Below are 15,253 nucleotides of genomic sequence, written 5' to 3'. Positions count from 1 at the left end.
TCCTAAAATGAATCCTCACAAAAATAGCCGCGTTTGAGCTATAGGTGATTATTCATACTTCGTGAGAATGGGCCTTAAGTTTCTATCAAATCTGTCAATAGATTTATCATAGCACTAAAGGATTGTTAATTCTGCTAAATTCGACAACGTTTGAGGTTTCCTTGGCATAAAAAAGAGAGAGATTCCTCTCTCTCCCTTTTAAACAGATTGCTCCAATATTATACTGATTCATTCCAACATTCATGTCTATATACAAAAACATGGCAATTACAGCGTCATGGCATGCCCGTGCCGGGCCAAATACGCTTCCTTGTCCTTGTAGTCAGGCATGATGCTTCCTACCAGACGCCAGAAGGAGCGGTCATGATTCATATGCGAGAGGTGGCAGAGCTCATGGACAATGACATAGTCGATCACTTCCAGCGGGGCCATCGCAAGGCGGTAGTTGAAGGTGAGCTTTTTGCTGGAGCTGCAGCTGCCCCACTTGGTCGCTGACTCTACAATGTCTATCGACTTGGGCTTCACTTTCAGCATAACCTGATACGGCTTGATCCGCGCCACTATAACCTTCTTGCAGCTGGCGAAGTAGAACTTCCGGAGATTGAGCTTCAGCTCTTCTTCGGTCAAGCCTTCCGTCTCGATCAGTTCTTGGAGAGCATAATACTTGCCTAGATGAAGGAACTTCCCCTCGTCCTGATACTCTCTTGGCTTTGGCGCTGCCTGCGCTTTCGCGATTGCCTGCAGCCTGCTCAGAATTTCTTTCTCATGCTGCTTCACCGCTCGTTCGATCACTTCATCGTTTGTATCATTGGGAGCCTTCACCGTGATGTGTCCCATCGCATCCTTCTCAATGGCAAGCTTCTTCCTCACGCCGTAGAGGACGTTAATATCTATCGTTTGGTTGTCTAACTGAATCTTCATAGTCACCATCGTTCCTGCAAGTTAAGTTATATGGATATAGGCGGCAGCGTCTTCCCTGTCTCGAGCAAGCTTTTCAAGTTGCTCAGAATGGCCGGCCATCCATTGTTGATTCCTTCAAAGGTATCTTCTTGATCTACAATGTCCGCCGGAAGAAGATCTTCATGCTTAAGCGTTAACTTTACGGCAGAATCCAGCGTGGTTAATGCAAAGGTTACCTTGGACGGCTGCTCGCGAACAGCTTTGTCGACGACATAGGTCCATGTGAATGAAAGTAAACGCAAAAGCTCACACTTCAGGATAACTCCGTAATCCGTTACCTCTCCGTTCCTTGAATAAGTAATGCTCGAACCAACTTGCCAGTCGGATTGAATGCTGCTGCCGAAAAAATATTTCTCGGTATACTCGCTGCTCGTCAAAGCTTCCCAAAGCTTCTCTGGTGTCGCAGCTATGTAAGTGGTATAGGCAAACGTCGTATCCGTCATTTTTATCCTCCTGCATCAATTAAATAGATTTTGTCTTGAAAGCCGCCGCGTGCTTCAGCCTTCTTCTCCCTTATCTCTTCAAGCTGCTCCCAGGAGGCACCATGCGCTGCGGCCAGTGCGCGAATAACCTCAAGCAGATCCGCCAGCTCTTCAAGCGATTCCTGCTGACCTTCCGCGGAGAAATATTCTTCCGACTCTTCCTTGAGCTTGATCCTTAATTCATCCTTATACTCATTGTCATCCAGAATACGAGTACGATATTCTTTCCCCGTAGATTCTATCACTTGAGGAATTAAATCGCGAACAAGCTTATTGTAGACCGGCATGAACCTTCCTCCTCAACACAAAAAGCACATCACATCTGCACCGTGTTCCAAAAAAGTTCCCGATGTGATGTGCTTTTATTCCATTCTATCAGTATATCTAATCACGGTTTACTCCCCGCGGACTAGGCGAAAGCCTTGATCGGGTCCAAAGCCGTTTGGCTCGAACTTGCCCTGAAAGTCTGACTCGGCGCTGCCGACATCACCAATCCAGCCGCCGCCTTTCACGACACGCAATGCACCGCTTGGAATCTCCGCATCCTCGTACCAGTCCCAGCACCATTCCCGTACATTTCCGGTCATATCATACAAGCCTAACTCGTTTGGCTTCTTGATGCCAATCGTTTTGGTCGTATCATGGTTGTTTTCGATCGCAGGCCAGGTCCAGTCTCCGTCTAAATACTTGTCCCCGGCATTTCTCCAGTACCAGGCAATTTCATTAATATTGTTGCTTCCGCTGTAGGTGTAGCTCTTGCTGAGCTGCCCTCCGCTTGCGGCATATTCCCATTCCGCATCTGTCGGCAGCCGGTAACCACTGGCTCCCTCGTTAATCGTAACGGTCCATTTGAGCTGATCGTTCTCACTCTTATTATTCGGGTCTTTCGTATTCTTGTCTATATTGTAATAAGGCTTAAGGCCTTCTTTTATGCTTTTGGCATTGCAAAATTCGATCACGTCATACCAGCTTACCATCTCAACCGGCAGCTTGCCGCCTTGGAATTGGGACGGGTTGCTCCCCATCACGTCTACCCATTCTTTCTGAGTAACCTCGTATTTGCCGATATAAAAATCCGGGAGCTTCAGATCTTGTCCGTAATAGCTGGACTTGGTGCTTACGAAAGCTCCGCCTTTGACCAGCACAAAGTTATTCTGGTTATCCGTCTGGGCAGGCTGCTTCGCGGCCGTTTGTTTAACGGCTGCAGCCTTTTCCGTCTTTTGGGGCTGCTCTTGCTGCGAGCAAGCGCTGATCACGACCATTGCCGCTAATAGAGAGCACGTTACAAGCTTTTTCATCGATTATCTCCTTTAAGCGTCAGAAATATAGAAGGCCGCCGTCAGGGAGACCGGCCGGCCTTCGTTCATTTTTAAATAATATGGTTAAAACAGTCAGGCTCTCGTCCGTAGTCGTGCTACCACACCGTTACGTTCGAGCTGCCGCTGCTTTGATAGCCTTCTGTCGCGAGAACCTGATAAGACCAGCTGCTGCCCAGGTTCATGCCTTTGCTTTTCCATGCGTTAACATGGTTGCTGAACGTGATGGCGACGTTGCTGCCGGTCGCTCTCTTGGATTGGCGGACGCTCCAGTACTGCGTAAAGGTAGCCGTGCCGTCAATGGAAGGTGCGTTAACGCGCTGCGTCGTGTAGATGTCGTACGTTCCGCCGTCGCTGCTTACCGTGCCTTTATACGATCCGGTAGGGCGGTAAGTACCCCAGCTGTCAACCACGTAATATTCGATGAGGGAGTTTCTAGTCCATCCGTACAGAGTCAGATAGCCATTGCCGCTTGGCGCCCATACGCCAGCATTGTAGTTGATTACTCTGGAGGCAGAGCCCGTATTCCAGCCTTTACCTACAACGAAGTTGCCGGTATTCGACCAATTAACGCTATAGTTGCCGCCGGAACCGTTAACCGCGTTTACCGTTCCGCCGCCATCTGTCCAGTTCTGCCAGTAGTCTGTTGCTGCATTAGCCGTTGCCGCGAATAAACCGATACTCATAGAAGCTGCCAGTACTGCTGTCATAACCTTCTTTTTAAACTTAAACATAATCTACCTCCTATTATTGGGTTTGCTTGTCACAACTTACCTACGACGAACTTGAATCCATACCGTGTGAAGATTCTCTATGAAGTAGATTTTTATTGTGCCTGGCATACGCTGCTAACCGTTGACCGCCACCTCCTTCTGAACAAGATTATAGAGAGTAAACGCTTTCATACAAAGAAACAAAGTAAAGGGTTATCCCCCTAATATTTAGGATTTTTGTTGAGATATGCTAATTAAGATGCTTTTATTGCAATGGAATCTTTGATAGAATGAGGACAAATAACCCTGTATGTGACTGGCGAGAACTAGTGGAATGAACCACGAGGAAGCATACAGTTATAAGTTCCGTTCGCCTGGGAAAGTATCTACGGTTGCTCGTTTATAACGAGCCTCCGCGGATACTTTTTTTCGTTTAAATCGTTAATAACGAAACGGAGGAAACAGAGATGAGCATACTCATGAAAGCAAAAGAAGCAGCCGATCAGGTCTATGAATCGATCAGTACCAGGGTAGAACAAATGAAGCAAAATGGTCTTCACCCGCATATGGCGACCATATTAGTCGAGGGGGATCCGGCATCTTCTTATTATGCTCAGGCTAAACGCAAGATTGCCGAGAAACTTGGCATAGCCTTTGATCTCCATATCTTCCAGCCTGACGTTAAGGAGACTGAGATTCTTGCGCTGATTGCCCGATTGAATAAGGATCCCCATGTCCACGGCATTATGCTGGAGCTGCCTTTGCCGAAACACCTGTCAGCAAGCACCATAGAAAAGGCCATATCCCCTGTGAAAGACGTAGATGGCGTTACACCGGATAATAAACTTGCTACGGTGACTGGTGATGAAGGTCTCTACCCCGCTACTCCCCAAGCGTGTATTAAGTTATTGAAGCATTATGATTATACGATAGCAGGTAAAAATGTCACCCTTGTGGGAAGAGGTCAAACCGTTGGCTTGCCATTATTCCATATGCTCCAGCGGGAAAATGCCACCGTTACCGTCTGTCATTCGCGCACCGAGGACATTGCGATGCATCTTCAGCATGCGGAGATCGCTTTTGTAGCGGTAGGACGTGCTGAGGTCATTACTCCGGATATGGTGCACGACGATCTGGTCATCATTGATGCAGGTATTAATGAGATTGACGGTGGGAAGATCGTGGGTGATGTCTCTGCGAAAGTCAGCTCTCATGTTGCAGCTCTATCCCCCGTTCCGGGCGGTGTTGGTACCCTAACTACTGCGATTCTCTACGAGAATCTCTTGAAGGCTATTGACCTTCAACGCAAGGAGGTTGCGCATGAAACGGATACCGATACCGTTTCATGGGATAATTCCATCCGCCAGTTCCTGCAGCAGGCAGGCAGCTCCAAGCCTACGCCTGGCGGCGGAAGCGTAGCCGCCCTCATTGCCGCACTTGGGGCATCGATGACTTCCATGGTCGGCAGCCTATCCCAAGGCGAGAAGTTCGCCTCTATCCAGCAGCAGATTTCCGGCGTTATCCGGACGATTAGCCATTTAACCGGACAATGCGAAGAGCTGCTCCAAGCCGACATCACTTCGTTCAATCAGTATATGGATGCGTTAAAGCTTCCCAAGAGCACGGATGAAGAAAAGCTCGAACGTGCAAATGCCATCCAGCAGGCTGCAATCCGGGCCATTGAAGTGCCTCTGCGTTTGATGGAGATCTGCCGAGCTGGAATAGTAAGTACCTACAGCATTGCAGAGTCGTCCAATAAGAACGTGATCTCCGATTTGGGGATCGGAGCTATCCTGTTTGAGGCAGCAGCGCAGTCTGCTCTGCTGACGATTGAGATCAACCTGGGTTCGCTTAAGGATCTGGGGTTGAAGCAGCAGTATGCGGATAAGGTGTTGTTGTTGAGCAGAGACATCGAGGATCTAAAGAGCAAGACATTAGTAATTACCCGAAATAGAATAATGATTTAAAATCAAGAGAATAACAGTTCCAGTTGGTTCTCTCGGGCACAATATAAAAAATAAAACTCGCTCATTTTCGAGCGAGTTTTATTTTGCACAATTTGCTATCATATCTTGATATACTTCATGGTTAGTATAGAATCAATATTCCAGGGTTCACTTTCTTTTCAATGCCTATCAATCCTTGTACGGATCAAACTCATCCGCACCTGCCATACAGACACCAATCGGTTTCAGCACATGCATAACCTCAATAGTTTCGGCATGAGCATCCAATACTTCTAGAAGCTTTCGATACACAAACGGGCTCTCATCCGTACCGGCGCCGCGCAATTCAACGCCATAATCATTGACGGCATTCATCATTTGCTCTGGCGTAATTTGACCGCCGCTTCGGGTACGGGTTTTCCAGTTCATTTTCCCGGCCGCTTGAGTACGGCTCATAATTCGTCCGGCTCCATGCACGGTGCTGTAGTAAGAATCCTTGTTTTCCGTACTGTCTTTCCCTTTGACGATGACAGATATATCCCCCATGCTTCCACCGATGAAACCAACCTGCCCGGGTGCGGACGGAGTTGCTCCTTTACGGACGACAACGACTTCCTTCCCATCGTGCGTCTCTTTCCAAGCATAGTTATGATGATTATGCACTTCGAGATCCGCCTCGGCTCCTAGAATGGATAAGACTTGCTCTATAACATAATCTCTACCGGCATACGCATAACGTCCTGCCAACTTCATCGCCCGGTAATACAGATCGCCAAGTTCACTGTTCAATTCAAGCAAAACAGGCGGTTGATCCATTTTCTCGCCGGGAGCTTTCCCGAAAAAGTCTCTTCCTGCCGCGAGGTTAATAAAACCGCTTGCTGTCTTATGGCCAAATCCACGGCTGCCAAAATGATTCGCGATCCAAAGTCGCCCCGTTTCCTCTTCTTCAAATAAATCTACGTAATGGTTACCGCTGCCGACCGTGCCAAGCTGATTCTGAGCCAGCGCTCTCAGCTTGTCATGTTCCTGTTTACCAACCGTTAGATATGCGGCCCAGTCCGGATCATCAAAAAGCCCATGATCTACCTTTTCATTATTGAATCGTCCTACACCGAAGGAAATTTTACGGGCTATTGAATCCATTATTTTCGGCATTCCAGATTTAATATCCGCAGCTAATAAATTGGTTCGCACTGCTTTATTGCCGCATGCTATATCGTAACCAACGCCCGAAGGAGAGATTTGCCCATCATATACAACAACCCCACCAATCGGCTGGCTGTACCCTTTATGATGATCCGCCATAAGAAGGGTTTGTACGACATTCCCGTATTCTGCACATGTTTTCGCTTGTGCTAATGCTCCACTTTCTGGAGTACCCCAGACACGCACGCCGTCAATCGTTTGATAAGTCATATTCTTTTCAGCTCCGATCTCATTCAATTTGCTTGTAGTCTTATTATCGCTTAACTAAATACAATCAAACAGGGTGAAAGTATGACGAAGTCGGAATTAGTTCAATTAATACGATCAAATCCCAACGCAAAAACACCTCCAAAAGTCCCCTCCCGTATCCTACGACACAGAAGCTTCCTCTTGAAGGTGTTTTCTAATTCCTATAATACTGTCCTTAGGCTCCACAGCTCCGGGAAATACCGCTGGCTGACGACATGCTTCAAGTAATCAACGCCTGAAGAACCGCCGGTTCCATGCTTGAAGCCGATGACCCGCTCTACCGTTCCCATATGGTTGAAGCGCCACTGCTGCTGGCGGCTGTCGATATCGACAAGCTTCTCGGCGAGCTCGTACAGATCCCAGTATCGCTCGACGTCGCGGTACACGGTTAGCCAAGCTTCCTTGACGCTTTCGTTCTCCGCATAAGGCTGCGACCAGTCACGCTGCAGGTAGTCTGGATCGACGGTGAGGCCGCGAGCTGCAAGCGCGCCAATCGCCGCATCGTAGATGCTCGGCTCGTTCATGGCATCGCTCATCTGCTTGTGCAGCTCCGGTTGATGCTCATAGACAGCAAGAACGCTTGGCTTCTTAAGACCCAGCATGAATTCGATCAGACGGTTCTGATAGGACTGGAAGCCGGAGGAGCTGCCCAGCTTATGACGGAACTGCATATATTCCGCAGGCGTCAGCGTAGATAATACGTCCCAGGATTGGATCAGCTGCTGCTGAATTCTGGAGACGCGTGCGAGCATCTTGAACGCAGGCTCCAGATTATTTTGCTGGATACTAGCGCGAGCCGCGCTCAGCTCATGCAGGATCAGCTTCATCCACAGCTCGCTTGCTTGGTGGATGATGATAAACAGCATTTCATCGTGGTGGTCAGATAGTCTGTGCTGGCTGGACAAAATCTGATCTAAGTGAAGATAGTCACCGTATGACATGGATTTCGAGAAGTCGGAAACGAGATTTTCTTTGTTTTGCGGCGTATCGGCCATGTTCATATGCTCCTTTTCTATGGTGTGAATGGTCGAAGCACTGCTCGTACAGGGCTGCCGTCCGCTTCTGCAAGCGGGAGTGGCAGCGCCATTAATTCGTAATCTCCAGGGGAGACATGATCGAGGTTGAGTCCTTCCAAAATATGAATGTCATGAGCATGCAGGCCGTGATGGGCCGCAAGCTCTTTGCTGTCCAGCGGATCAACCGAAGGAACATCAACACCGATAAGCCGAATGCCTCGAGCTTGCAGGAACGGGCCAAGATCCGCTCTCAAATACGTAATTTCAGACGGGAATTCGTCTGGATTGGTCCAAGAACTCGTGCGCAGCAGCAGACGGGTCACCCCTTCGAGCTCATACGATGCCAGATCCTCCGCACCTATGCTCGAGCGGCCAGATACATCTATCAAGCGTGCCGGTCCTACATATAGCTGAAGGTCCAAATCCTTTACCTTACGCCCATCATTGTCGAAGTGAAACGGGGAATCGATATGCGTTCCTGTATGAATGCTCATCGTCAGCTTGCCAACGTTCACCGATCCGCTCTGCTCCTTAGACCAGCTCACTTCATAGAAGAAAGGCGTGTCACCCGGCCAAGTAGGCGTCCCGTTAGCAAGAGGGCGAGAAATATCGATCAAGGTCATCCAGATACTCCTTCCTCCATCTTATGCAACGACATCCCGCATATTGGCGAATTTCTCGTATTGCTTATCCACCATGACGGCTTTCAGCCGCTGCACGGTTTCCCATACGTCGCTGTAGCTTGTATACAGTGGAACAGGCGCGAGACGAATGATGTTCGGAGCACGGAAATCAGGCACGATGTGCTGCAGCTCCTTGAGCGCTTTGCAGATTCTCGCCGCTTCCTGATGCTCGAGACTCACATGTCCGCCTCTGCGCTCGTCCTCCGTAGGATTGCCAAGCGTGAAGCCCATATCACTCAGCTCATGCTTAATTAGTTCCATCATATAACGCGTGATGTGCAGCGACTTCTGACGCAGCTTCTCCATTGTCGCTTCTGCAAATAGCTCGAGTGATCCAATGAGCGGCGCCATGCTGAGTATGTTTGGCGTTCCAATCTGGAACGCTCCCGCTGTATCCGCTTGATGGAACTGATGCTCCATATCGAACTGCTTATCTTTATGGGAACCGAACCATCCCGTTAGGCCTGGTGTTATGCCATGATGCTTGCGATTGACATACAGGCTGGCTGTCCCTCCCGGCCCGCTGTTCAAATATTTATAATTGCACCAAAAGGCAAAATCGACATCCCACTCGCTAAACGAATGCGGAATGGACCCGACCGAATGGCAGCCGTCAAAGCCAATCAGAATACCGCGCGCATGAGCCTCAGCTGATAGACGCTTCATATCCAGCAGCTGCCCGCTCCGGTACAGCACCGCAGGGAGCACAATAAGTGCAACCTCTTCCGTCATCGCAGCGATGATATCTTCCTCTTGAAGAAAGCGTCCATCGCGGCTGGCTACCCGAATGAGATGCTCATCCGGATCGTAGCCATGAAGCTTTAGCTGACTTTGCAGCGCATAAATATCTGAAGGAAAATTCAGCTCATCCGCCAAAATCTTTGTACGAATACCTTGAGGCTTGTAGAAGGTCGCCACCAGTTGATGCAGGTTCACAGTTGTGGAGCCCGTTACAATCACTTCATCAGCAGAGGCTCCAACAAGCGGCGCACTCATGGCTGCCAGCTTTTCTGCGAGATAAAACCACGGATACTGCCCCTGCGTCCAGCCGTCGATGCCTTGGTGTTTCCAAGCGCCCAAAACGTCTAATAAGGATTGCTCCGCGCGTTTGGAGAGCAGGCCTAGCGAGTTGCCATCCATGTAAATGGAGTTCGGATTGATGTAAAATTCATCACGGTATGAAGCCAGCTCATCATGTTCATCGAGCTGCCGGGCATATTCTTTGGAATATAGATCTAAGTCTTGTTGGTCCTGAACCATCATGTGCCTCCTTACTCCTATTGAATGTTGATTTAATCATTGCTTGATTATCTTAACGTAGAGCTTCCGGGAGCGTCAAACGTCCAACAGGAGGGAAGAGACGACTTATATTCCCTTGCTTCTGACGTAACCAAATTAACGGTCCAGCAGTATACTTCTTCTACTCTGTTGCCAGAGTGGCGGGTTTAGATGACCTTTAATATTGCCTATTCATCTTTAAAATCATCCCCCTAATCAAAGTAAAAGGACTCAAGTATGTGCTTGAGCCCTAATCTCCCATGAAGGGTTTCAATTTAAAATGGTACAGTACGCGCGGCGACATTTTATTCTTCTCTAATTAGAAGTCTACGCACACCACATGTGACGAGTAGACAGTGACAACAAACAATTGTATGTGTCCGTAAAATGGTGTTTGCTCAACTCTAAAACGTAAGACGCCATTATAAAATACAAATGGCGTCTTTAAGATTAAAATATCAGTTGTTGTTCAACGACCTCGTAGCTAGGTAGAATTGATAGCAGAGCATCCGCAGAAACTTTTCCAAGTTCTTTAGGTTCAATCTTTTTCAAGCCACCGCCATACTCTCGACCTTCATCTGAGAAGTTTTCATCTGCAATAAGACAAAGTGCATCATAAACACTCGAATAAAGATTGGGATTGGATTTCAGGAGCGCTTTAAGCTCTCCTTTAGGGTAAAGCATTAGATAACCATTGGTAACAATTGCATTTGATTTATTCCAAATGAATCTAAACGGATTACCACCGCTTGATTCTCTTCCCATGTAAGTACAGAGAAAAGGTGCAGGCTTGCGATTTTCCTGTTTATACCAAACTTTTCGATTACGCACAATATAACCTTCTAAAATCCCTTCTTGCTTACCCTTATCCAAGTAACTACTTAATTGAGGATACTTGTCCGCTAGCTCTTCTTCTGTAAGTGATGTGTCAATCACAAAGGGTTGTGGACATACATCAGGAAAACCATCAATGTCACACTCAATCACATCCGAATTAAGCCCCCGAGGAGGTGGAAGTAAAGGTGTGAAGCATTGAATTGGTAATCCCATTTCTTCAATCTGTTTTCTTTCTAAAACAAAAAAGTCGTTATTGCCCGTTGCAATTCCACGCTTCACATCAAAAAAATCAGAAAACTGTACGGTCTTCGTTTTTTCAGGTCTATCCATCAAGTTCCATGACCATTTATCGTCAGGGTTAAGTTCATTTATTCGGACATATTTAACAAAATCAGGCTTTTCAATAGAACCTCCGAATGAAAAGCGAACGACATCTGACTCATCAGGTACAGACTTTTCATATATAAGAACACACGATGAAACGAGTGCGTCAGTAAATTGACAATTATTAGGGTCGTACTTATGAATGAATTTCAATCTAACTTTCTCTTTCAAATACTTTTTTACCAACCGCCCATAATTTACATCTAAATACTCTGAAGGAATTAGCCAAGTTGCCCATGCACCCTCTAATAACCATTGATGAGACAGCCAAATAAAGTAACAATAAAGCCCTGAAAGTCCGCTTACATCATATCCTAGCAGTTCTTTGACTTTCTTTTTCAATCTATCTTTTTCTTCTTTATCAATATGATGATGTCGAACATAAGGAGGATTCGTAATAAGAAGATTATAAAAATCATTCAATTGAACTTTTGTTGAATCTTCGTTAATAATCTTGATTCGTTCATCTTTCCATAAGTCCCTTGAAGCCTCGAAAAAGGACTTATCCAACTCTATACCCGTTGCGTTAGATATATCATTATCAAGCGCTTGAGACCGAAATGCTGAGTAGAATGCCCCTGTCCCAATCGCAGGTTCAAGGAATCGGATTGGGGTGTTCGGATTATGTGTCTTCCACTGGTTAAGAACAAATTCTGCAACTTCTTTTGCTAATTCAAATGGAGTGGAATATTGACCCATTTGATTACGTTCAACTAAATTTTTTTGAGCATCAATGGCTATTTGCGTTTTACTTCGTAGTTCTTCAAGTTCTTTTATTTTCGTCATAATTATATCCCCAATTGATCAAAATCGGAAATCCTATGTTCCCATATCCAATCCAAACCTTCAGCGGCTTCATAACCCAAGTATGGGGTGTCAAAATAACCACACAAGAACAAATACAATTTTAATTCGCTTCCATAAGTGTTCCTTAATTGAATGCTCTTAATAGCCTCTTCTTTTCGACGTTTGTTTGTATTGGTAAAGTCACCTGCTGACTTACATTCGATCAGAATAGGGTACTCTCCATCTTGTGCCGTTTTCTTTTGTATAACAACGTCGATAGCTAGATTCACTTTTGATGCACCTTCATTGTCTCCACTTTCGCCATCTTCACTAGTCACTTCAGACTGGTAAATAGGTACGTTCATAATAAAACTGTACGTTCCCTTTTTCATTTCCGTTATCGGCTTATCCGATGGGTGTTTGATTCGGTCGTATCCCCGTTCTTCTAAGTAACTTGCAATTAAAGCCAATTGGCGTTGTTCCTGAGCATTTTTAATTATCGGGTTTGCGACTGCCCCACAAAGTCTATCGGCAATAATTGTTGAAGCCCTGTACACTTCCTCATCTGTTGGGACATGTCCGTCTTCAAGCCACGTAAAAATATCTTTATCAAGAAGTTTTGTTATTACTCCACTTATTGCCGTAAAATTACGAACCAACTCTAGTTCCTTCATTTTTGGAGGAACTGCTCCCTTGTCCTCCATCGAGGAAAGAATGGATTTATTCAAGTAACCTAATCCAGTTAACCTATCACGTGCTAAGGGCGGCGCAGTACACATTCTAAGAGTAGGTACAATTGTTGGGTTGTTCATGATAATTTCAGGGTTGATACTCTTCAAATTATCAAGTACCTTAAGCGCCGCTTTTACATCAGCGGTAGTTTGTACACGTGTACTTCTGTATGCTTCGGGAGCAAACTGCATGAACCATGTATTATATAAATCAACTGAACGTGCTACATCTTCTTTCCATAAATTCGGCTTATTAGCATTAATCATATCTTACCTCCGACTAAAGTGTATTACTCCTAATTCTAATGCAAAATCGCTCGAATAACCATGAAAATTCACGTTTCCCCCTGTGTGCGTACAAAGGCAAGTCAGAAAAATTTTGTACGGAGCATACGACGGTAAACTCTGCCGCGACAGCAAAAACCATTTCGCTAGGCACTGGGGTGGGGTTATAAGCCCCTGCAAGCTAAGTAGAGCAAAAGAAAGAGCCGCCCTCTAAGGGATGGCTCTACCGAATGTTAGTCCTTATACTGCCCCTCAAAGGCTCTCAGACTGTCTCATACGCTTTTATTTTTCCCTGCTTCCTCCGATTAAGTTCGCGGTAAAGTGAACCCTTGCTTACTCCTGTCATTTCCTCAATTTGTGTTACCGTAAACTCTTCGCTCTCATGTAGTTTGATTGCTTTGTCTAGCTTCTTCTTATCCGTCATTGGGCGACCGCCCTTCCGTCCACGGGCTCTAGCGGCTTCAAGTCCTGCGACAGTACGTTCTCGAATAATTGACCTCTCAAACTCCGCGAATACCGCCATCATCCCAAACATTGCTTTTCCTGCCGATGTAGACGTGTCGATGTTATCAGATAGGCTTATGAACTCCACGCCCTTCTTGGTAAGTAGGTCAAGTGTTTCAATTAGCTTCAATGTCGAACGTGCCAAACGGTCAAGTTTGTATACTATCAAGGTGTCCCCATCGCGTAACATCTCCAATGCCTTCGCTAGTTCGGGGCGGTCATCTTTGCCGCCACTCGCCTTTTCCGTATAGATTCGGTCATATCCAAACTTCTTCAGTGAATCCATTTGCAAATCTAGGGATTGATCTGCTGTCGAAACTCTAGCGTAAGCTATTTTCATTTGTATCGTTCCTCTCGTATTTACCATTAATTAAATAGTATCATAAACGTACCTTTTCGTGAATTTGTTTTTGGAATGAGTTCCGTACTAGTTTCAAGAGTTTTAACCACGATTAAGCCAAATCCTTCAAGACCGTTTCATAAACAATGGTTTTGTGCCTTACATGTATAAAATTATTCCCACACAATAATTCCATACAAATAAAGAGAGCGTAGCAATCCTACACTCTCCCTTTTACCTACTTTCCAAATGAACAAGTTCATTTCTTATGTTAGAAAACCGATAACTGATACTAGGATGTCCTGTATGAAGTAAGAGAAAACAAATTATTGAAGGGAAATACTTATAGATGGAATCAATACTGTGGATCCAGAACAAATATTCAAGTCTAATATCATTTATAGAACGAAACCGAGAAAGAATTCCTCTGAGCAGCTTTATTTTAATATACCTGAGAATTCCAATCTTAATAAGAATTTTTATTACAGCTTTATTTTTTGTATTTTCTCATGGTTTAGCTTATATCATAGGGTTTATTATTTTACAGAGTAAGGCGAGAAACGAAATTCTTTCTTTAATATCTGCATTTCAAAACCCCATTGATTTCAGCAATAGATTGTATTTTTATTATGCATTTGTATATCTATTCATAACTATATTAACCATATTACCATTAGGAATTTACTTGTTTTATGGTAGAAAACTTCTTCACAGAAGTAGAAATAGAAAATTCATTATAATCGGTTCTATAGTTGGTATCATCTTTGGACTCATAATCTTTTGGGGATTGTTACAGTTTTTCATCCCATTGTTACCATATTATTTGTTTTACGCTTCAAAAAATTCCTCTTTGTGGGAAGTGCTCATCAATTACTTTGCTTTTTCTAAAGAATTACCTTTTCTAGATTCTTCATTGGACTTTAACACTTTTCAGCAGGAAGTTTTTATTTCTTTGCAATCAGGTAACATAGTTGTGCTACTGCTAATTTTCATTTTTTCATTATTTAGAGACTATGCAAGAACAAGAGAAAAGCTCCTTAGAAATACGCTAGTGTCATCCAAACTCGAATCTCATTTGTATTATTATTTAAATCTTAACTGGAGTATTCTAAAAATCAATATTCTAATTCTCCATCTCAAAATAAAAAATATATTCTTAACTTTATGGCAAGTATTATTTGTTTATATCTTTATTGTCGCTGTTTTAATCGTATTTGTCTCTCACACTGCATATCAATTAGGCAGTTTCGGCAAGAATTTATCACAGTTTGATACGGATTACATTTCAGTGGAATACAATCTAAATGGTCAAATAAAAAAAGTTGAAGGCATTCGAGTTTATCAGGACAAGAATTACATCATTGTACGGGATCAACTAAACAACATACATAACGTTTTCACTGACCAGCTTCACATCCAAACCAAACTACTCCAATCGAACTGATTGAAAAAACTTTTGATAAAGTAGAGAACTATGAGCAGTTTCTTGAAGATTTAAATTATATCAGCAATCATAAAAACAAGCGATCCTCTTTTA

The 15,253-nt window shown here is 44.8% G+C and carries 13 protein-coding genes, 1 pseudogene and 1 riboswitch; of the genes and pseudogenes, 2 read left to right on the top strand and 12 right to left on the bottom strand.

Translation table 11 applies throughout. The features are described from left to right. Nucleotides 1-267: 267 nt before the first annotated feature. The 5 genes from BM200_RS12425 to BM200_RS12405 form a co-directional block, all read right to left on the bottom strand. Nucleotides 268-921 (bottom strand): M48 family metallopeptidase, encoded by a 654-nt coding sequence (locus BM200_RS12425; RefSeq protein ID WP_091185636.1) that lies wholly within the window; start codon nt 919-921, stop codon nt 268-270. A 26-nt stretch (nt 922-947) separates the two neighbouring features. Beyond that, nucleotides 948-1,403 carry an SRPBCC family protein gene (locus tag BM200_RS12420; protein WP_091185633.1) on the bottom strand — a complete coding sequence of 152 codons (456 nt, stop codon included), beginning with the start codon at nt 1,401-1,403 and terminating at the stop codon, nt 948-950. 2 nt (nt 1,404-1,405) lie between these two features. Continuing rightward, nucleotides 1,406-1,729: a nucleoside triphosphate pyrophosphohydrolase gene (locus BM200_RS12415; RefSeq protein ID WP_091185631.1), complete on the bottom strand. Its 324-nt coding sequence runs from the start codon at nt 1,727-1,729 to the stop codon at nt 1,406-1,408. Nucleotides 1,730-1,837: 108 nt separating this feature from the next. Beyond that, on the bottom strand, nt 1,838-2,740 hold the full coding sequence (locus tag BM200_RS12410; RefSeq protein ID WP_091185629.1) for a formylglycine-generating enzyme family protein: 903 nt from the start codon (nt 2,738-2,740) through the stop codon (nt 1,838-1,840). Nucleotides 2,741-2,856: 116 nt separating this feature from the next. Then, nucleotides 2,857-3,492, bottom strand: a complete 636-nt coding sequence (locus BM200_RS12405) for a glycoside hydrolase family 11 protein (RefSeq protein WP_091185626.1) — start codon at nt 3,490-3,492, stop codon at nt 2,857-2,859. 281 nt (nt 3,493-3,773) lie between these two features. Further along, nucleotides 3,774-3,858: riboswitch (ZMP/ZTP riboswitch) on the top strand. Between the two features lie 80 nt (nt 3,859-3,938). On the opposite strand from BM200_RS12405, the pseudogene BM200_RS12400 reads away from it, so the two are divergent. Both BM200_RS12400 and BM200_RS30360 read left to right on the top strand, forming a co-directional pair. Beyond that, a pseudogene (locus tag BM200_RS12400) lies at nt 3,939-4,778 on the top strand (bifunctional 5,10-methylenetetrahydrofolate dehydrogenase/5,10-methenyltetrahydrofolate cyclohydrolase); the annotation flags it as partial. Then, complete coding sequence (locus BM200_RS30360) at nt 4,764-5,438, top strand: cyclodeaminase/cyclohydrolase family protein (RefSeq protein WP_425434569.1); 675 nt, start codon at nt 4,764-4,766, stop codon at nt 5,436-5,438. The pseudogene BM200_RS12400 and the gene BM200_RS30360, both read left to right, overlap by 15 nt. Before the next feature lie 168 nt (nt 5,439-5,606). On the opposite strand, the gene BM200_RS12395 is transcribed toward BM200_RS30360, so the two are convergent. The 7 genes from BM200_RS12395 to BM200_RS12365 form a co-directional block, all read right to left on the bottom strand. After that, nucleotides 5,607-6,833 carry an RtcB family protein gene (locus tag BM200_RS12395; protein ID WP_091185624.1) on the bottom strand — a complete coding sequence of 409 codons (1,227 nt, stop codon included), beginning with the start codon at nt 6,831-6,833 and terminating at the stop codon, nt 5,607-5,609. Nucleotides 6,834-7,033: 200 nt separating this feature from the next. Then, entirely contained in the window at nt 7,034-7,867 is an 834-nt protein-coding gene (kynA, locus tag BM200_RS12390; RefSeq protein WP_245772992.1) for a tryptophan 2,3-dioxygenase, read from the bottom strand. 17 nt (nt 7,868-7,884) lie between these two features. Beyond that, a complete protein-coding gene (kynB, locus tag BM200_RS12385; RefSeq protein ID WP_091185619.1) occupies nt 7,885-8,511 on the bottom strand; it encodes an arylformamidase in 627 nt (208 codons plus the stop codon). A 21-nt stretch (nt 8,512-8,532) separates the two neighbouring features. Then, on the bottom strand, nt 8,533-9,831 hold the full coding sequence (gene kynU / locus BM200_RS12380) for a kynureninase (RefSeq protein ID WP_091185618.1): 1,299 nt from the start codon (nt 9,829-9,831) through the stop codon (nt 8,533-8,535). Between the two features lie 468 nt (nt 9,832-10,299). Further along, nucleotides 10,300-11,856 (bottom strand): Eco57I restriction-modification methylase domain-containing protein, encoded by a 1,557-nt coding sequence (locus BM200_RS12375; protein ID WP_091185617.1) that lies wholly within the window; start codon nt 11,854-11,856, stop codon nt 10,300-10,302. A 2-nt stretch (nt 11,857-11,858) separates the two neighbouring features. Further along, nucleotides 11,859-12,854, bottom strand: coding sequence for a XamI family restriction endonuclease (locus BM200_RS12370; protein ID WP_091185614.1), 996 nt, complete (start codon nt 12,852-12,854; stop codon nt 11,859-11,861). Nucleotides 12,855-13,134: 280 nt separating this feature from the next. Further along, nucleotides 13,135-13,716 (bottom strand): recombinase family protein, encoded by a 582-nt coding sequence (locus tag BM200_RS12365; protein WP_091185613.1) that lies wholly within the window; start codon nt 13,714-13,716, stop codon nt 13,135-13,137. Between the last annotated feature and the right edge of the window lie 1,537 nt (nt 13,717-15,253).

Source organism: Paenibacillus catalpae (genome assembly GCF_900112695.1).
In the GTDB taxonomy this organism is placed as follows: domain Bacteria; phylum Bacillota; class Bacilli; order Paenibacillales; family Paenibacillaceae; genus Pristimantibacillus; species Pristimantibacillus catalpae.
This window is presented reverse-complemented; position numbering and strand designations above follow the sequence as displayed.

What these genes read in the sequence shown, in the direction of transcription:
- BM200_RS12425 (WP_091185636.1), bottom strand. Translation starts at nt 921, where the DNA reads ATGAAGATTCAGTTAGACAACCAAACGATAGATATTAACGTCCTCTAC.
- BM200_RS12420 (WP_091185633.1), bottom strand. Translation starts at nt 1,403, where the DNA reads ATGACGGATACGACGTTTGCCTATACCACTTACATAGCTGCGACACCA.
- BM200_RS12415 (WP_091185631.1), bottom strand. Translation starts at nt 1,729, where the DNA reads ATGCCGGTCTACAATAAGCTTGTTCGCGATTTAATTCCTCAAGTGATA.
- BM200_RS12410 (WP_091185629.1), bottom strand. Translation starts at nt 2,740, where the DNA reads ATGAAAAAGCTTGTAACGTGCTCTCTATTAGCGGCAATGGTCGTGATC.
- BM200_RS12405 (WP_091185626.1), bottom strand. Translation starts at nt 3,492, where the DNA reads ATGTTTAAGTTTAAAAAGAAGGTTATGACAGCAGTACTGGCAGCTTCT.
- BM200_RS12395 (WP_091185624.1), bottom strand. Translation starts at nt 6,833, where the DNA reads ATGACTTATCAAACGATTGACGGCGTGCGTGTCTGGGGTACTCCAGAA.
- kynA (WP_245772992.1), bottom strand. Translation starts at nt 7,867, where the DNA reads ATGGCCGATACGCCGCAAAACAAAGAAAATCTCGTTTCCGACTTCTCG.
- kynB (WP_091185619.1), bottom strand. Translation starts at nt 8,511, where the DNA reads ATGACCTTGATCGATATTTCTCGCCCTCTTGCTAACGGGACGCCTACT.
- kynU (WP_091185618.1), bottom strand. Translation starts at nt 9,831, where the DNA reads ATGGTTCAGGACCAACAAGACTTAGATCTATATTCCAAAGAATATGCC.
- BM200_RS12375 (WP_091185617.1), bottom strand. Translation starts at nt 11,856, where the DNA reads ATGACGAAAATAAAAGAACTTGAAGAACTACGAAGTAAAACGCAAATA.
- BM200_RS12370 (WP_091185614.1), bottom strand. Translation starts at nt 12,854, where the DNA reads ATGATTAATGCTAATAAGCCGAATTTATGGAAAGAAGATGTAGCACGT.
- BM200_RS12365 (WP_091185613.1), bottom strand. Translation starts at nt 13,716, where the DNA reads ATGAAAATAGCTTACGCTAGAGTTTCGACAGCAGATCAATCCCTAGAT.